This window comes from Brevundimonas sp. (assembly GCF_035999125.1).
In the GTDB taxonomy this organism is placed as follows: domain Bacteria; phylum Pseudomonadota; class Alphaproteobacteria; order Caulobacterales; family Caulobacteraceae; genus Brevundimonas.
In genome coordinates, this window is the sequence record NZ_DASYGX010000004.1 from 12,603 (window position 1) to 27,763 (window position 15,161).

General features: G+C 69.9%; 17 protein-coding genes and 2 tRNA genes. 3 read left to right on the forward strand and 16 right to left on the reverse strand.

What is annotated here, in order from left to right; translation table 11 throughout:
* Positions 1-12: 12 nt before the first annotated feature.
* The 11 genes from VGN45_RS01745 to VGN45_RS01795 all read right to left on the reverse strand — a co-directional run bounded on the left by VGN45_RS01745 (position 13) and on the right by VGN45_RS01795 (position 6,342).
* A complete protein-coding gene (locus tag VGN45_RS01745; RefSeq protein WP_327458665.1) occupies positions 13-450 on the reverse strand; it encodes a biopolymer transporter ExbD in 438 nt (145 codons plus the stop codon).
* 5 nt (positions 451-455) lie between these two features.
* Positions 456-1,340, reverse strand: a complete 885-nt coding sequence (gene exbB, locus VGN45_RS01750; RefSeq protein WP_327458667.1) for a tonB-system energizer ExbB — start codon at positions 1,338-1,340, stop codon at positions 456-458.
* A gap of 326 nt (positions 1,341-1,666) precedes the next feature.
* Positions 1,667-1,742: transfer RNA gene (locus VGN45_RS01755), tRNA-Phe, on the reverse strand.
* 65 nt (positions 1,743-1,807) lie between these two features.
* Positions 1,808-1,975 (reverse strand): DNA gyrase inhibitor YacG, encoded by a 168-nt coding sequence (locus VGN45_RS01760; RefSeq protein ID WP_327458669.1) that lies wholly within the window; start codon positions 1,973-1,975, stop codon positions 1,808-1,810.
* Complete coding sequence (locus VGN45_RS01765; RefSeq protein WP_327458671.1) at positions 1,972-2,982, reverse strand: RNA-binding protein; 1,011 nt, start codon at positions 2,980-2,982, stop codon at positions 1,972-1,974. Before VGN45_RS01765 ends, VGN45_RS01760 begins: the two co-directional genes overlap by 4 nt.
* On the reverse strand, positions 2,979-3,554 hold the full coding sequence (locus VGN45_RS01770; protein WP_327458673.1) for a Maf family protein: 576 nt from the start codon (positions 3,552-3,554) through the stop codon (positions 2,979-2,981). Before VGN45_RS01770 ends, VGN45_RS01765 begins: the two co-directional genes overlap by 4 nt.
* 12 nt (positions 3,555-3,566) lie before the next feature.
* A complete protein-coding gene (gene infA, locus VGN45_RS01775; protein ID WP_013269122.1) occupies positions 3,567-3,788 on the reverse strand; it encodes a translation initiation factor IF-1 in 222 nt (73 codons plus the stop codon).
* A 101-nt stretch (positions 3,789-3,889) separates the two neighbouring features.
* Positions 3,890-4,354: a UPF0262 family protein gene (locus tag VGN45_RS01780; protein ID WP_327458676.1), complete on the reverse strand. Its 465-nt coding sequence runs from the start codon at positions 4,352-4,354 to the stop codon at positions 3,890-3,892.
* Entirely contained in the window at positions 4,351-4,818 is a 468-nt protein-coding gene (locus tag VGN45_RS01785) for a DUF2948 family protein (RefSeq protein ID WP_327458678.1), read from the reverse strand. The genes VGN45_RS01780 and VGN45_RS01785 overlap by 4 nt, the downstream gene beginning before the upstream one ends.
* Positions 4,815-6,095, reverse strand: a complete 1,281-nt coding sequence (gene murA, locus VGN45_RS01790) for a UDP-N-acetylglucosamine 1-carboxyvinyltransferase (RefSeq protein WP_327458680.1) — start codon at positions 6,093-6,095, stop codon at positions 4,815-4,817. The genes VGN45_RS01785 and murA overlap by 4 nt, the downstream gene beginning before the upstream one ends.
* Before the next feature lie 88 nt (positions 6,096-6,183).
* Positions 6,184-6,342, reverse strand: coding sequence for a hypothetical protein (locus tag VGN45_RS01795; protein WP_327458682.1), 159 nt, complete (start codon positions 6,340-6,342; stop codon positions 6,184-6,186).
* A gap of 97 nt (positions 6,343-6,439) precedes the next feature.
* Here VGN45_RS01795 and VGN45_RS01800 point away from each other — a divergent pair.
* Positions 6,440-6,514, forward strand: a tRNA-Thr gene (locus VGN45_RS01800).
* Here the strand turns inward: VGN45_RS01800 and VGN45_RS01805 are convergent.
* From VGN45_RS01805 to VGN45_RS01815, 3 genes are all read right to left on the reverse strand, one after another.
* Positions 6,493-6,903: a hypothetical protein gene (locus VGN45_RS01805; RefSeq protein WP_327458684.1), complete on the reverse strand. Its 411-nt coding sequence runs from the start codon at positions 6,901-6,903 to the stop codon at positions 6,493-6,495. The genes VGN45_RS01800 and VGN45_RS01805 overlap by 22 nt on opposite strands.
* A 49-nt stretch (positions 6,904-6,952) precedes the next feature.
* Positions 6,953-7,420 carry a peptide-methionine (R)-S-oxide reductase MsrB gene (gene msrB / locus VGN45_RS01810; protein WP_327458686.1) on the reverse strand — a complete coding sequence of 156 codons (468 nt, stop codon included), beginning with the start codon at positions 7,418-7,420 and terminating at the stop codon, positions 6,953-6,955.
* Positions 7,421-7,497: 77 nt separating this feature from the next.
* Positions 7,498-8,976, reverse strand: coding sequence for a hypothetical protein (locus VGN45_RS01815; protein ID WP_327458688.1), 1,479 nt, complete (start codon positions 8,974-8,976; stop codon positions 7,498-7,500).
* Between the two features lie 198 nt (positions 8,977-9,174).
* On the opposite strand from VGN45_RS01815, the gene VGN45_RS01820 reads away from it, so the two are divergent.
* Together VGN45_RS01820 and VGN45_RS01825 are read left to right on the forward strand one after the other, a co-directional pair.
* Positions 9,175-11,172, forward strand: a complete 1,998-nt coding sequence (locus tag VGN45_RS01820; RefSeq protein ID WP_327458690.1) for an acetyl/propionyl/methylcrotonyl-CoA carboxylase subunit alpha — start codon at positions 9,175-9,177, stop codon at positions 11,170-11,172.
* Between the two features lie 69 nt (positions 11,173-11,241).
* Positions 11,242-12,810 (forward strand): M28 family peptidase, encoded by a 1,569-nt coding sequence (locus VGN45_RS01825; protein WP_327458692.1) that lies wholly within the window; start codon positions 11,242-11,244, stop codon positions 12,808-12,810.
* A 12-nt stretch (positions 12,811-12,822) separates the two neighbouring features.
* On the opposite strand, the gene VGN45_RS01830 is transcribed toward VGN45_RS01825, so the two are convergent.
* Both VGN45_RS01830 and lipB read right to left on the reverse strand, forming a co-directional pair.
* Positions 12,823-14,370 carry an ATP-binding protein gene (locus VGN45_RS01830; protein ID WP_327458694.1) on the reverse strand — a complete coding sequence of 516 codons (1,548 nt, stop codon included), beginning with the start codon at positions 14,368-14,370 and terminating at the stop codon, positions 12,823-12,825.
* A gap of 33 nt (positions 14,371-14,403) precedes the next feature.
* Entirely contained in the window at positions 14,404-15,141 is a 738-nt protein-coding gene (gene lipB, locus VGN45_RS01835; protein WP_327458696.1) for a lipoyl(octanoyl) transferase LipB, read from the reverse strand.
* Between the last annotated feature and the right edge of the window lie 20 nt (positions 15,142-15,161).

The following is a 15,161-nucleotide window of genomic DNA, read 5'->3' on the forward strand; positions in this document are numbered from 1 at the left end:
TCCTGGCTCCCCTCACTGTTCGTTCGCGTCTTCGCCGACCAGGGCCACGGAGTAGAATCCGTTGTCCTGCAGCGCGTTCATGACCTGCATGAAGTCGCCGTAGCGGGTCTGCTGGTCCGCGCGGATGAAGATCCGCTCGTCCGCCGGGTTGCGGTTCGGGAGCTGCTTTTGCAGCTCCGTCCCCAGTTCGCCGACGTTGGTCCGGAAGTCGCCGATGAAGACGTCTCCGTCCTGCTGGATCGAGATGTAGACCGGCTTCGGCGGGTTCTGGGCCGGCTTGGCGACGGCCTTGGGCAGCGCGACCTCCACCGACACGGTGGCGAGCGGAGCCGCCACCATGAAGATGATCAGCAGCACCAGCATGATGTCGACGAACGGCGTGACGTTGATCTCGCTGTTCTGTTCGATCTGGTACTTGCTGCCCTTACCGCCTGACAGTTTGGCGGCCATGCCGGTTACGCCCCCTTGTCGAGCTGGCGCGAGATGGCGTTCAGCAGTTCAGCCTGGAAGCCGTCGGCGCGGGTGCCGTACGACGCGATGCGGGTGTTGAAGTAGTTGTAGAAGATAACCGCCGGGATGGCCGCGAACAGGCCGATGCCGGTGGCCAGCAGGGCCTCGGCGATGCCGGGAGCCACGACGGCCAGGTTGGTGGTGTTGGTGTTCGCGATGCCGATGAACGAGTTCATGATCCCGTACACGGTGCCGAACAGACCGATGAACGGACCGGTCGAACCCACCGAGGCGAGGAACTGCTGGCCGCCCGACAGGCGCTTGCCCAGGCCGGACTGCACGGCGGCGACGGCCGAGGAGGCGCGGGTCACGGCCGAGTCGCGGTGCTCGCCCGCCACGTTCAGGCCGGCCGAGCGCGACAGCTCGATCTCTTCGGTGGCGGCGGCGGCCATGTCGGCCATCGGGTTGCCCTCGAACTCGTCCGAGGTCGAGATGCGGCGCATGTCGGCGATGGTGCGGGCGCCGCGGAAGGCTTCCAGGAAGCGGTCGGTCTTGCCGTTCAGGGCGCCGAACTCGAACAGTTTGATGAGCAGCAGGGCCCACGAGAAGATCGACGCCAGCAGCAGGCCGATCATCACGACCTGCACGACGATGTCGGCTTCCATGAACATGCTGGTGACGGTCAGCTTGCCGTGCGACTCGCCGCCGACCGCGCCGGGATCTTCGGCGGCGGGGGCGGGGGCTTCGGCCGGAGCCGCAGCCGGGGCGGCCGTGGTGGCTTCGGCGGCGGCCGGAGCCGGCGTTTCCTGAGCCAACGCGGGCGAGGCGGCCATCAGCACGGCGGCGCCGGCAATGGCGAGGAGGATGTTCGTCTTCTTGCTATCGAGCATTTTTCGCCAGTTCCTGCGTTGGTCTGACCCGTGAAAACCAATGAAACCCCGGATGGGTCCGGCGTTCCGTGAATTCGTGACCGCACCGGTTCCCTCGCCTGCGGCCAAGGTTCCAACGCGTCCGCCCGCAACCGGTTGCCGTCCGAGATGCTCGGGTCGGGCCGGTTTCGGGCCAAGCTGCTTTGACGAAGCCATATCAGCCCGTCAAGACCGCGTTCCCGCTTTTCTCCCGGCACGGGAGCGTCGCGGTTCGATCGTGACCGTGGCCGCACAAAGCGACAATTTCGTGATTGGTGAAGAAGGCCCCGGCGCGGCGCGCGGAGAGGTGGTGCCTGGGGGCGGATTCGAACCACCGACACGCGGATTTTCAATCCGCTGCTCTACCAACTGAGCTACCCAGGCGCACGCTTCCCTCGCGGGAGCGGGGTCTGTAGCGAGGCGGAGCGGGCTTGTCCAGCGCTCCGAAGTCAGTCCTCACGCGGCTCTTTGGGGGCTTCTTCTTCCACCGGCTCTCCCGGGACGGCGTAGACTCCGCCCAGCCAGCGTTGCAGGTCCACATCGGCGCAGCGGCGGGAGCAGAAAGGGCGGTATTTGGCGTCCGCCGGGGCGCGGCGGCAGATGGGGCAGGCGCTCATGATCGGTCCTCGACGACCATATGGGCGTCCGGGGCGAAGACCGCATCCTGACGGAGCGCCGCGCGCGGGCCGAGACGCGCGACCAGCGGCGCTGCGACGGCGGCGACGGAGGGGGTGATGACGAGTGTGAGCCGGGGCGCGGCTCGATCTTCCAACAAGGCCAGGCGGAGGGCGCGGACGCCGGCGATGGCGGCGGAGAGGTCGACGCCGCCCCGGCGCAGGGCCTCCTCCACCGGCGTGCGGCTCCACGGCAGGCTGAGCTGGAGGAGACCGAAGCGGCTGAGGGGCCCGAACGCGACCTGAGGACCGTCGAAGGCGGCGCGGGCGGCGGTCATGATCTTGTCGCCGTCCTGGGCCCCGCCGATCAGGTCGACCACGACCAGCCCACCCCACCCTTTGAGCCCGATCAGGCGCGCGGCCTCCTGAAGGCCCCGCCGATTCGCGCGGTCGCGGGCGGCGCGCGACGCGTCGGCGGCGAGGTCCAGATCGACGGCGATGAGGGCGCGGGTGCGCTGGACGGCGACGTCGAGGCCCAGGTCGGGAACGGCGACGTGGTCCGTCAGAGCCTCCTGCCCGGCCTCGATCACGGCGCGGATCGCCCCGGCGTCTTCGATCGGCGTCACGCCGGGGGCCAGGGCGGCGAGGGTTTCGCGCACGGTCGGACCGGGCGACAGCAGGCGCGGCACGCCCTCCCCTGCCCCGATCCGGCGCAGGGTCGGCCCCTTGGCCTCGCGAGGTTCCGCCGTGACCTCCAGGTCGAGCCTCTCGCCGACCGCCCCGGACTTGCCCGGCAGAAAGCCCGGCGGGCCGTCGCAGCCCAGGTCGACGAACGCGGCGTCGAGGCCGCGCGCCCGTTCGATCACGCGCCCGACGACGTGCGCGCCGAGCCGATGCTGGGGCGGCGTGCCGTCGCGGTGGATCAGCAGATGGGTGAAGCGTCCGTCGCGGGCGACGGCGCCGCGGGTCTCGCCCGGCGTCTCGTCCAGCCAGGCCTCGACCTCGCTCACGGCCGGGTCCAACCGACGCCGGTCAGAAGCTGCATCGTCTCGTAGAGCGGCAGGCCCATCACGGCCGGATGGCTGCCGACGATGCGGCGCACGAAGGCGCCGGCCGGGCCCTGAATGGCATAGCCGCCGGCCTTGCCGCGCCAGTCGTCGCCGGCGAGGTAGCCGGCGATCTCTGCGTCGCTGAGCGGCTTGAAGAACACGCGGGTCTCGACCACGCGGACGGACAGACGCTCGCCCCGCGCCACGGCCACGCCGGTGAAGACGCGGTGATTGCGGCCGGACAGCAGTCGCAGGAAGCGTTCGGCCTCCGCCGCGTCGGCGGGCTTTTCCAGCAGGCGGCGGCCGACGGCCACGACCGTGTCGGCGGCCATCACGATCGCGTCGGGCGCGCGGTCGGCGACGACGCGCGCCTTGGACCGCGCCAGGCGTTCGGCCAGGCGCGGCGGCGTCTCGGATTTCAAAGGGGTCTCATCGACGTCGGCGGGATCGACGCGGTCGGGCACGACGCCGATCTGAGCCAGCAGCTCCAGCCGGCGCGGGCTGGCCGAGGCCAGGACCAGCTGGGGGCGCAACGGCGCGCGCCCTTACTTGAAGCGGTAGGTGATGCGGCCCTTGGTCAGGTCATAGGGCGTCATCTCGACCAGCACCTTGTCCCCGGCCAGCACGCGGATGCGGTTCTTGCGCATCTTGCCGGCGGTGTGGGCGATGATCTCGTGGTCGTTCCCCTCGAGCAGCACGCGGAACGTCGCATTGGGCAGCAGTTCGCTGACCACGCCGGGAAACTCGAGCAGTTCTTCCTTAGCCATTTGGCCTCTCTCGCCCTGATGCGGAAACTCCAGCGCCGGGGCGACGACGCTCGAAGGTGGGCGCGTATGCACGAAAAGGGGCGGAAAGTCGAGATTCGGCGTCACGCCCGCCGGAACAGGGCGCACACGAGGGTGAACAGGCGCCGCGCCGTTTCGTGGTCGATGTCGATCTTGCCTTCGAGGCGGGCCTTCAGCGCCTCGGCGCCTTCGTTGTGGAGGCCGCGGCGGCCCATGTCGACGGCCTCGATCTGCTGGGGCGAGGTGCCGCGCAGGGCCTCGTAGTAGCTGTCGCAGATGCGGGCGTAGTCGCGGATCAGGCCCTTCAGCGGGGTCAGGGACAGGCCGTGGACGCGGGCGTAGTCGGGGCCCGAGACGTCCAGCACCAGCCGGCCATCCAGGGTCGAAATCTTCAGGGCGTAGGGGCCGCCTAAGGCGCCGGCCGGGGCGAAGTGGTTCTTTTCCACCAGATCGAAGACGGCGACGCGACGCTCGTGCTCCATCTCGGCCGTCGCGGGACCCAGGCTTTCGGCGTCCAGTTCCACGGAGGCCAGACGATGGTCGGTCACGCGCCGATCTCCGAGTCCGCCTCGGCCTCGGGGTGGGCCGGGCGGGCCTGGGCCTTCCAGCGCGGGGTCAGGTCGGCCAGGACGGCGTCAAGACACTCGACCTCGACCCGCAGGTCGCCGCCGCCGGCGAACATCAGGAAGGCCTTGCCGCCCGGCGCCTCGGTCGGGACGAAATGGATCGCCAGCAGTTCCAGCATGGCGTCGGGGCCGCGCGGCAGCTGGCGGCTCTGGACCGAAAGGACGTCGCCGAACTGGAGCGCGGAGACCACGCGCGTGCCGCCGCATTCCCAGCAGAAGCGGCTGAGCGTCACGGTCAGCCGCCGCGCCGCCTTTTCCCACACCACGTCGCGCGGCCGCAGGATCGCATCCTGCAGCGCGGCGGAGATGATCTGCAGGTCGTCCTCGTCCTGGGCCAGCAGACGCAGGGGCTCCAGCGGGGCGGGCGCGGGGTCGGCGTCGGTCATGCGTCCCCCTTCAGCCGTCGCACGTCGGCGCCGCAGGCCGTCAGCTTTTCCTCCAGCCGCTCGAAGCCACGGTCCAGATGATAGACGCGGTCGACGATGGTCTGGCCCTCGGCCACCAGGCCCGCGATGACAAGGCTGACGGAGGCGCGCAGGTCGGTGGCCATGACGGGCGCGCCCACCAGATGATCGACGCCCCTGACCACCGCCTCGCCCGCCTGAACGTGGATGTCGGCGCCCAGCCGGCCCAGTTCGGGCGCATGCATGAAGCGGTTCTCGAAGATGGTCTCGCGGATGCGGCTCTCGCCCTCGGCCAGGGTCATCAGCGTCATGAACTGGGCCTGCAGGTCGGTGGCGAAGCCGGGATAGACCTCGGTCTCCAGATCCACGGCCTTGAGCCGGACCGCGGGGTCGCGGCGGACGATCACGCCGTCGTCGGTGGGCGAGACCTCGACGCCGGCCTGGATCATCTTGTCGGTCAGGGCCGTCATAAGCCCGGCGCGGGCGCGGGTCAGGCGCACCTCTCCCCCCGCCATGGCGGCGGCGACGGCGAAGCTGCCCATCTCGATGCGGTCCGGGATGACGGCCCAGTCGGCGCCGTTCAGCGAGGTCACGCCCGTGACGGTCAGGACGTCGGTGTCCACGCCCTCGATCTTCGCGCCCATCGCGATCAGGCAGCGGGCCAGGTCGCCGATCTCGGGCTCCATGGCGGCGCGACGCAGGACGGTCGTGCCGTTCGCCATGACGGCCGCGAGCAAGGCGTGTTCGGTGGCGCCGACCGAGACGAACGGAAAATCGATCTCGGCCCCGCGCAGGCCGTTCGGCGCGACGGCGGAGACGTAGCCTTCTTCCAGATGAATGGCGGCTCCCAGACGGCTTAGCGCGTCCAGATGCAGGTCGACCGGCCGCGCGCCGATCGTGCAGCCGCCGGGCAGCGAAACCTTGGCGTGGCCGGTGCGCGCGAGCAGGGGGCCCAGCACGTTGAAGCTGGCCCGCATCTGACGGACCAGATCATAGGGGGCGAAGGTGGAGGTGATCTCACGGGCGTGAAACAGGGTCTCCTGCTCGCCGCCGTGCCCGTTCTCAGTCACCTCGACGCCGAGGGCCTGAAGCAGGCGGCCGAGAAATTTGGTGTCGGCCAGGCGCGGCATGTTGGTCAGGCGCAGCGGCTGGTCGGTCAGGATCGACGCGGCCATCAGCTTGAGCGCGGAGTTCTTGGCGCCGCTGATCGGAATGCTTCCGTTCAGTCGGGCGCGGCCCTGGATGGCGATGCGGTCCATATCGATCCTGTTGCGCCGGGATCACGCCCGGTGGATCGGCTTCTCTAGCGCGACCGTGCCGCACTGCGAAAGGGCGACGGGCGGAGGATCAGGATGAACTTCCGGCGCCGTCGCTTTCAGCCAGCGGCGCGGGCGGGGCCTTGCGGCGGCGCAGGTTGGCGCGGAGGGCCTGAGCCAGGCGCGCCTCGCGGGCGGTCGGGACGGGCTTCGGGGGCTTGGGCTGGTCGGCGGCGTCGTCTTCGGACATGCCGCAAGCTTCGCCGAATGAGGATCGCAAATCGACCTAAATGAGGGCTTCCCCCCGCCCGGCCCCTTCGCTATACGGCCGCTTCCTCAGATTTCACGCCGCCGTAGCTCAGTGGTAGAGCGCATCCTTGGTAAGGCTGAGGTCGGCAGTTCAATCCTGCCCGGCGGCACCATTCTCGTACCGGCGATCGGACCCATGAAGGGGTCGGTCGTCGGCGCCGAGCCCTCCGCTCCAATATGACGGGTCATAGCCGTAGCGGCGACCGCGCCAGCCGTCGTTTTCCGATTCCCGATATTGAACCGTCAGGCGACCGCCCTGCCCCACCGGGGTCGTGATCTCCCCGCCCCAGGCGCGCCAGCCGCCCGTACCGACGCCCACGAAGACCTCGCCATGGAAACGGTCGTCGTCCCAGATGGGGCCGCGCTCGCCGCCGCGAGCCGGACTGCGGTCCAGCCACGACTGGATCTGAGGATCGATGCGGATGACCGGATCGGCCGGTGGCGGCGGATCCTGCGGGGCGCCGGTCGGGTCGAGCAGCAGGGCCAGGGCGGCGATCAGCATGAAGGCGTCTCCGGTTCGCCTTCCACACTAGCCCCGATTGCGGCCAAGGTCAGGCCATGCCGTCGCCGCGGCCGAGCGGGTCGGGCAGGCGCTCCCCTTCCGGCACGAACTGCAGCGCGACGGAGTTGATGCAGTAGCGCAGCCCTGTCGGCGGGGGGCCGTCGGGGAAGACGTGGCCCTGATGCGAGTCACAGCGCGCACAGCGGGTCTCGACCCGGACCATTCCGTAGGACCGGTCCTCGACGGCGCGGACGTGGGCCTCGTCGACGGGCTGAGTGAAGCTGGGCCAACCGGTGCCGCTTTCGAACTTCGTGCCCGCGCGGAACAGGGGCAGGCCGCACATGCGGCAGCTAAAGACGCCCGGCCGCTTTTCGCCCAGGAGGACGCCGCAGAAAGGAGCTTCGGTGCCGTGCGCCAGGAGCACGCGCCGCTCCTCGGCCGAGAGGTCGGCCTCCAGCGCGACGCGCTGGCTTTCGGTGGGCGGAGTGAGGTCGAAGCCGGAGGGGGACAAGGTCATGGCCTCGACATGGGAAGGGCCGGCGGAGGTTTCATCCCCGCCGGCCCCCTTTTGCGACGCCCGTCGTCCGGAAAGGCTTAGAACAAGGTGGCGACCCAGGCCTTGACCGCGGTCTCGTCGGCCGGGTTGCCCGTGTAGGCGACCGTCGGCGTGACCGGCTGGAGATGGCCGCGCGCCCGGCCGGTCCACGCCTTGTGGCCGTATTCCAGGTCGGCGTAGTTCGACGGCAGGCGCAGCAGGGTCGGCTCCACGAAGATCGAGCCGCCCGAGGTCGGCGTGCCGACGATGCGGACGTTGGGCAGCTGCACCAGCAGGTCAAGCAGGTCCAGGCAGGCGCCGGCGCAGCCCTGGTCGACCAGGACGACGACCGGACCCTGGACCGGGTTGGCGGCGCCGGTGTCGGCCGGGGCCGGGCGGCCCTGCAGGCTGAAGGTGTCCTGGCCGGCGGCCAGGGCGGCGTCGAAGGCGGCCACGACGGCGCGGGTCTCCTCGATCACGGCCGGGTTCTCGGCGGCGAAGGCGGCGTCGCCCTCCATCCGGCCCAGGGTGTCGGCGAACCAGGCGCGGTTGTCGGCCGTGGCGCGGTAGGTGATCGACTCGGCGGCCGGCTGGCGGCTGACGGTGTACTCCGGCGACCAGATGCGATTGGCCACGCCGTAGGCCCGGCGCAGCGAGGTGTATTCGTCCTGGCTGGCGGCGCGCAGGTCCAGCACGAAGCCGTTCGGCCCGCGCAGGGTTTCGACGGCGCCTTCCAGCGAGGCGTTGAAGGTGCGCCAGTCGGCCTCGTCGGCCAAGGTGTTGACGCGGACCCAAGGGCGGCCGCCGGCGTCCTCGATGGCCAACGCCTGGGCGCCCGGCATGAAGACGGTGGCGCGATAGGCGGCCTCCATCGCCGGCGGGCTGACCGGCTGGATCTGCAGCTCGAAGTCACGGCCGCGACCGCGACCGTTCGGCTGGAATTTGCAGGTCTGCGGCACGCCGCGGGTGAAGGGGTTGTTGCGGTTCCACAGCAGGTACGGCGCCGAGTAGACGCGACCGGCCTCGGTGGTCAGGTCGCCCTCCCACAGGTCCAGCTTCTGCTGGGCGAACTCCTCAATCGGCATGCCGTTGCACTCCATGACCACGGCGCCGATGGGGGGCGCGCGGCGCGTGCCCGGCTGGATGTGGGTGACGACGTATTTTCCGTCGCGCCAGCCGGTGGTCACGCCGGCCCAGGACGTCGCGAAATACGGTCCCAGCAGGTCGAAGGTGGGATCGATGCGGACGCTCGGATCCCGGAAGCCGTTGGCGTAGTAGCGCATCAGATAGGCGTGGCTGTCGCCGGAGTTGACGCGCGGCGCGAAGCCCTGCGCCTGGCTCAGTCCAGTGTTCAACCAGTTGCGGAAGGCGTCGTTCGACACGCCCTGTGTGGTCAGCGCCGGATGGTTCTGGCGGATCTCCTCCTCGGCCTTGGTCAGATCCTGGACGGCCAGGGCGCGGAAGTCCTGCGCGTGGGCCGCGGCGGCGCTCAGGGTCATGACGAGGGCGGACGCGGCGGTCAGCAGGCGAAAGGACATTCGGAAACTCCGGGTAACCGTTCGGGCCGTCAGGGGGCCGGGGAATGCGGGCGACGTTAAAGCGTCCGAAGCGAGGCTTGCCAACCCCGGACGCCGTTCGCGCGAACCCGCGTTCCGGTTTACTCCCACACGCTCGCGGCCTAATCGGGGCCGCACGATCACAAATGTTTCAGGCTCAGCGAGCGTCGTTTTCAGCCCATGTTCAAGAAGATCCTGATCGCCAACCGCGGCGAGATCGCGGTCCGCATCATCAAGACCTGCCGGAAGATGGGCATTTCGACGGTGCAGGTTTTCTCCGAAGCCGACGCCGGATCGCTGGCGGTCGAAATGGCCGACGAGAGCGTGCTGATCGGCCCGGCGCCGGCGGCGCAGTCCTATCTGCTGGCCGACCGCATCGTCGAGGCGGTGAAGGCGACGGGGGCCGAAGCGGTTCACCCGGGTTTCGGCTTTCTGTCCGAGAACGCGGGCTTCGCCCGGCGGCTGCGCGACGAGGGCATCGCCTTCATCGGCCCCAACCCTGAGGCCATCGAGGCCATGGGCGACAAGATCACCTCCAAGACGTTCGCCGCCGAGGCGGGCGTGTCGACGGTGCCGGGGCACATGGGCCTGATCGAGACGGCGGAAGAGGCGGTGAAGATCGCCCGCGAGATCGGCTGGCCGGTCATGATCAAGGCGTCGGCCGGCGGCGGCGGCAAGGGCATCCGCGTGGCCGAAAGCGACGCCGACATGGCCGAGGGGTTCGCGGCGGTGAAGGCCGAGGCGATGGCGGCCTTCGGCGACGACCGGGTGTTTCTTGAGAAGTTCATCGTCGATCCGCGGCACATCGAGATCCAGGTGCTGGGCGACAAGCACGGGAACGTAGTCCACCTGTTCGAACGCGAATGCTCGATCCAGCGGCGGAACCAGAAGGTGATCGAGGAGGCCCCCTCCCCGCTCTTGGACGAGGCCACGCGAATGGCCATGGGCGCGCAGGCGGTGGCCCTGGCCAGGGCGGTGAACTACGACAGCGCGGGCACGGTCGAGTTCGTCGCGGGCCAGGACAAGTCGTTCTATTTCCTTGAGATGAATACGCGTCTTCAGGTGGAACATCCGGTGACGGAGCTGATCACCGGGGTCGATCTGGTGGAGCAGATGATCCGCTCGGCCTGGGGCGAGAAGCTGGCCTTCGAACAGTCGGACCTGAAGATCGAGGGCTGGGCCATCGAGAGTCGCATCTATGCCGAGGACCCCTATCGCGGCTTCCTGCCGTCGATCGGTCGGCTGGTCCGGTATGAGCAGCCCGAGGAGGGCGAGCAGGACGGTTACGTCGTGCGCAACGATTCCGGCGTCCGCGAGGGCGACGAGATCAGCATGTTCTACGACCCCATGATCGCCAAGCTGTGCGCCTGGGCGCCGACGCGCGAGGGGGCCATCGACGGCATGGCGCGGGCCCTGGAGGACACGCACCTGACCGGCCTAGGGCACAACGTGCCCTTTCTGGCCGCGGTGATGGAGCAGGAGCGATTCCGGTCGGGCCAGCTGTCGACCCGCTACATCAAGGACGAGTTCCCCGACGGCTTCCACGGCCTGGCGCCCGATCGGCGGCGCAAGGACGTGATGATCGCCTCCGCCGTGGCCATGAACGAGATCCTGGCCGAGCAGGCGGAGGACCCGTCGGACCGCACGGACTGGATCGTTTTGATCGACCGCCCCGGCCAAGAGAAAGAGCCTCACGGCGTGTCGCTGGGCTATGACGACGAGGAGGCGTTGACGCTGGAGCTGGCCGGCGAGGACCGGTCGGTGCGGCTGTCGGACATCGAATGGCGGCCGGGGCTGGGCCAGTTCCGCGCCGTGCTGGACGACGTGCCCTTCACCGCCGAGGTGGCGCGCGTGCCGGACGGCTTCTCGATCCGGTCGGGCGCCGCGAAGGCGCGGGTGCGGGTGCTGACGCCGCGCGTGGCGGAGCTGTACGCCCGCCTGCCGGAGAAACAGGCCGCCGACACGTCGAAACTGGTGCTGAGCCCGATGCCCGGCCTGGTCGTGGCCGTGCCGGTCGAGGTCGGTCAGGAGGTGAAGGCCGGCGAGACCGTGGCGATAATCGAAGCCATGAAGATGCAGAACATACTCAAGGCCGAGCGCGACGGCACAGTGAAGGCCGTGGGGGCGAAGGCGGGGGACCCGGTGGCGGCCGACGACGTGCTGGTGGAGTTCGGCTGAGACGCCCACCCGGCTTCCCTTTCCGGCCCGGCCCGTGCCTAGTGCGAGTCAGTCCGAAGGAGTGCCCCCATGCGCCTGACCGCCGCCGCCTGTCTGTCCGCCCTGATCCTGGCCGCGGGAGCGGCGCCCGTGATGGCGCAGAGCGTCGACAGGGGCGAGCGATGGGTGCAGCGGATGACTGCGCTGGCCGACGATTCCATGGAGGGCCGGCGGGTCGGGACGCCGGGGTATGACCGAGCCGCCGCCTGGGTGGCCGCCGAGATGGAGGCCGTGGGTCTGAAGCCCGGCGGGATCGACGGGGGCTGGTATCAGCCGATCCGGTTCGTGGAACAGACGGTCGATCAGGCGGGGTCGAGCGCCGTGCTGACCGTCGGCGAGGCCGAGCGCGCGCTGACGATGCCGGCCGATGCGGTCGTGGGCGGGGGGCGGCCCCTGCCCGCCTCGATCGACGCGGAGCTGGTGTTCGTCGGCTATGGGCTGCACATCCCGTCCGAAGGGTACAGCGACCTGGATGGAGTGGACCTGACGGGCAAGATCGCCGTCTTCGTCAACGGCGCGCCCAACGGCATGCCCAGCCTGACCCTGACTCATGCGCGGGCACAGCGAACGGCGGGCATCATGGCGCGCGGGGCCGTCGGCACGATCAGCCTGCTGCCGCCGCAGGCCGATCCGTCGGGCATGTGGACGGGCGTGACGCGCGGCGCGGCGCGGCCGGGCTTTTTCCCCGACACGGGCGAGCGACCCTTCGCCGAGATCATCCTGCATCCCGACCATTCCGCCGGACTGTTCGCCGGGGCGCCGAAGTCGCTGGATCAGGTCGTGGCCGACGCGCGCGCCGGGGCGCGGCAGACGTCGTTTCCGCTGGACGCGCGGCTGAGCGGGCGGTTCGCGGCGACGCAGACGGCGGTGACCTCGCCCAACGTGATCGGCGTGCTGCCGGGCTCCGACCCGGAGCTGGCCGATGAGTACGTGGTCATGACCTCGCACCTGGACGGCTATGGGATCGGCGAGCCGGTGAACGGGGACGCCATCTACAACGGCGCGCTGGACAACGCGTCCGGCGTGGCGGCGCAGCTGGACATCGCCGAGCAGCTGATCGCGGCCAAGCCCCGCCGGTCGATCCTGTTCGTCATCGTGACGGCGGAGGAGCGGGGCCTGCTGGGGTCCAAGGCCTTCGTGGCCAATCCGACGGTGCCGCGCGACAGCATCGTCGGAAATCTGAACTATGACATGGCCTTGCCGATCATTCCTCTGACGGGCGTGAGCGTGCTGGGAGCGACGGAGAGCACCTTCGGCGACCATGCGGCGGCGGTCAGCGCGGAGATGGGGCTGCCCCTGACGCCCGATCCCTTCCCGGCCGAGAACCGCTTCATCCGGTCGGACCAATATTCCTTCATCGCCGCGGGCATCCCGGCGGTGGCGTTCAAGTTCGGCTTCGCCGCAGGCACGCCGGAGGCGACGACGATCCGGACGTTCAACGAGACCCACTATCACAAGCCGTCCGACGACATGACGACCACGCCCCTGCGCGTGGCCGACGAGATCCGCCTGCACGACTTCATCACGGCGCTGGCGCTGCGGATCGCGAACGCGGACGACCGGCCGAACTGGTATCCGGACAGCATCTTCGGGAAGTGAGGTCGGCAGCGATCACCCGTCGCGCGTCACCTTCGCGATCCCGTCCATCAGGGCGGCGGCGGTGATGGGTTTGGACAGGTGCAGGTCGGCGCCTGCGGCCAGGGCGTCGTGGCGATGGGCCTCCATCGCGTTGGCGCTGAGCATGATCACGGGCGTGCGGGGGCCGGCGCCCTCGAAGGCGCGCAGGGCGCGGGTCGCGGCCAGGCCGTCCATGACGGGCATCTGCATGTCCATCAACACCAGATCCCAGCCTCCCTCACGGAAGGCGGCCAAAGCCTGGGCGCCGTCGGCGACCACGACGGGGGTGCAGCCGCAGGCCTCCAGCATCAGGGTGACGACCTTCTGGTTGACGGGGTGGTCCTCGGCCACGAGGACTCGCAAGGCCCGGGCGGCGGCGACATCGCCACGCGCGTCCTGAAGCGCCGGCGGCGTCGCGATCGGCATGGGCAGGCGGACGCTGAAGCGGCTGCCTTGGCCCGGCGTGGAGACGGCGCCGATCGTGCCGCCCATCATCTCCGCCAACGAGCGGCAGATCGACAGCCCGAGGCCCGTCCCGCCGAAACGACGGGTGATGGAGCCGTCGGCCTGGGTGAAGCGGTCGAACAGGGTGCGCGCCGCCTCCGGCGCGAAGCCCACGCCGGTGTCCTGGACGTCCAGCGTCAGGACGGGGCCGTCAGGCCGGTCGACGAGGTCGATCTCGACCGAGACGCCGCCCCGCTCGGTGAACTTGACGGCGTTGGACAGCAGGTTCGTCAGGATCTGACGCAGGCGCAAAGCGTCGCCCAGAAACCAGCCGTGGGCGGCGTCGCCCCGGGCGACCTCGAAGGCCAGGCCCTTCTCCGCCGCCTTGACGGACAGCATCTGCAAGGGGCCGTCCAGCGCCTCCGTCAGGTCGAAGGGGCGCATCTCCAGCTCCAGCCGGCCCGCCTCGATCTTGGACACGTCGAGAATGTCCGAAACCAGGCGCTCCAGGTTCTCGCCCGACGCGCGGACCAGTTCGACCAATTCCTGCTGAATGGGCGACAGTTCGGTCCGGCTCAGCACGTCGACCAAGCCGATGACGCCGTTCAGGGGCGTGCGGATTTCATGGCTCATGTTGGCCAGGAATTCGGACTTGGCGCGGCTGGCCGCCTCGGCGGCGGTCTTGGCCTCGTGCAGGGCGCGCTCGGCGGCCAGGCGGTCGGTGACGTCGCGCGCCACGGCGTAGACCTTGTCGCCGTGGCGGCAGGCGCGCCATTCCAGGTTCCGATGGTGTCCCAGCCGATGTCGGTAGCGGTTGACGAAGCCGACGATCCGCCCGTCGGCCGAGACGTCGTGGATCAGGGCCATCTTGCCCTGGGTCGAGGGCCGGTCGTCCGGATGGATCAGGGCCAGCATCTCGGTCCCCTCCAGCTCACGCGGGCTCCAGCCGAGCACGTCGGTCCAGGACGGGCTGACGCGGACGAAGCGCAGGGCGTCGTCGCGGATGCACAGCAGGTCCAGCGACACCTCGAAGAAGGTCGCCAGGTCGTCGGCCGGATTGGACCGCTCCTGCGTCCTGTCGAGCTCGACCTGCGACATAGGCCCCTTCCCACGCGACCGCCGACGATGCGGTCAGGTCCGCAATGCACCGATTCCGGCGACGTCGGCCCCGACTGTGTGCACGGGACCGAACACTTCTTCAAACGCCGACCGCAGCGCCGCGTCGGCTTCGTCCATCGTGGCGGGGACGCCGAGGTCGACGAGGCTGGTCACGCCGTGTTCGGCGATGCCGCACGGCACGATCCCGCCGAAGTGGGTCAGGTCGGGTTCGACGTTCAGGCTGACGCCGTGGAAGCTGACCCATTTGCGGACCTTCACGCCGATGGCGGCGATCTTGTCTTCCCGCGACCAGCCGGGGCCCTTGCGCTCGACCCAGACGCCGACGCGGCCCTCGCGGACGTCGGCCTCGACGCCGAAGCGATCGAGGGCGCCGATCAGCCACGCCTCCAACCCCCGTACGAAGGCGCGCACGTCCCGCCCGCGGGCGGTCAGGTCCAGCATCACGTAGGCCACGCGCTGGCCCGGCCCGTGATAGGTGAACTGGCCGCCCCGGCCGGTGCGGTGAACCGGGAAACGGGCGTCCAGCAGGTCTTCGTTTCGGGCCGAGACGCCGGCGGTGTAGAGCGGCGGATGCTCCAGCAGCCAGACGCGTTCCGACGCCCGGCCCTCGGCGATGGCGGCGACGCGCGCCTCCATCTCCGCCACCGCGTCCGGGTGATCGACGCGGCCCGGCGACACGACCCATTCGACCGGCCGGCCGTCAGGGCGAATCAGCTTCGAATCGCTGGAATTTAAGGACTGGGAAAGCATGAGCGCACCAATGTGGGGCG